1 protein-coding gene is annotated in these 985 nt (G+C 31.9%); it reads right to left on the bottom strand.

Annotated features, from left to right (window positions below; genetic code table 11):
- Positions 1–142 precede the first annotated feature (142 nt).
- Positions 143–847: an HNH endonuclease gene (locus GVV20_RS10590; RefSeq protein ID WP_159740283.1), complete on the bottom strand. Its 705-nt coding sequence runs from the start codon at positions 845–847 to the stop codon at positions 143–145.
- Between the last annotated feature and the right edge of the window lie 138 nt (positions 848–985).

Here is a 985-nt window from a genome sequence, read left to right on the forward strand (position 1 = left end):
CCACCGCTCCATTGAAAAACTTCAAGTAGCTCTGCAGCTTCTAAAGAAATTGATAATGCAAGGTCTTTTGGATTATGGAACTGCTGCCAATTTCTATCATCTCGGAACTTGATAATCATATCAACGATTTCACTATACATACTTACACCTCTATTTTATGTCTATCAACATTTGCTTTAAAATACTTACTGCTTTGTTCATTATAATATTTACATCTTTTTCCGATAATTGGATCGACATACTGTGATATTTTCTGAGTAATTGGTCTATCCCTGTTTAAAGAAATATTTCCGCTTCCATCTACAAATATGTATCCTTTTTCATAAAGGTCGTCACATCCTAACTTGCACATCGGCATTACAATATTTTTATAATCTAGCTTCTCATCATTAGAGCAGTAACTTCTTTTTTTTATATGTGCAGTAATGAGCATATCTATCGGGAATTTTTCGCCGCATATCCCGCATTCAAAATATTTATCGTTCCCAAATAAGTAATTACGTAAAAAAGATTGTTCTTTCCTCCTTCGCGCCATATATTCTGTATCAAGTTTATCGGCATTTTCCAAATTACTTAATGTGTTCTTATAATCATCAATCGAAACAGGCTCGTTGAGACTGTAATTATACAACTCTAGTACTTCAAATAACTTGTTGCTCTTTATTTCATCCAAAACTTGCAGTCCTTGTATTACATAATTATCTTTATATCCGAGAATTTTGTTTAATCTATCGTAAGAAACATCAATCATTTCTATATCTGTAACTAAGTATATATTTTCCCATGTATTGTTATTTTCATCTACTCCCCAAAGGTTCTTAGCGAGATCATAATTGTTAAACTTCATTGTTGTTACTGCTTTAGCAAAGATGCCGCCAGTTTTCGAAAAAGTGTTACATCTCCCTTTGTAATTTTTTCCCATTTCTTCTTATTTACATTGTTTTTTCCATTAGTTACTCCCCAAATGTAAATATTGCTATTAATG

Source organism: Erysipelothrix aquatica, assembly GCF_009828775.2.
Taxonomy (GTDB): Bacteria; Bacillota_I; Bacilli_A; order Erysipelotrichales; family Erysipelotrichaceae; genus Erysipelothrix; species Erysipelothrix aquatica.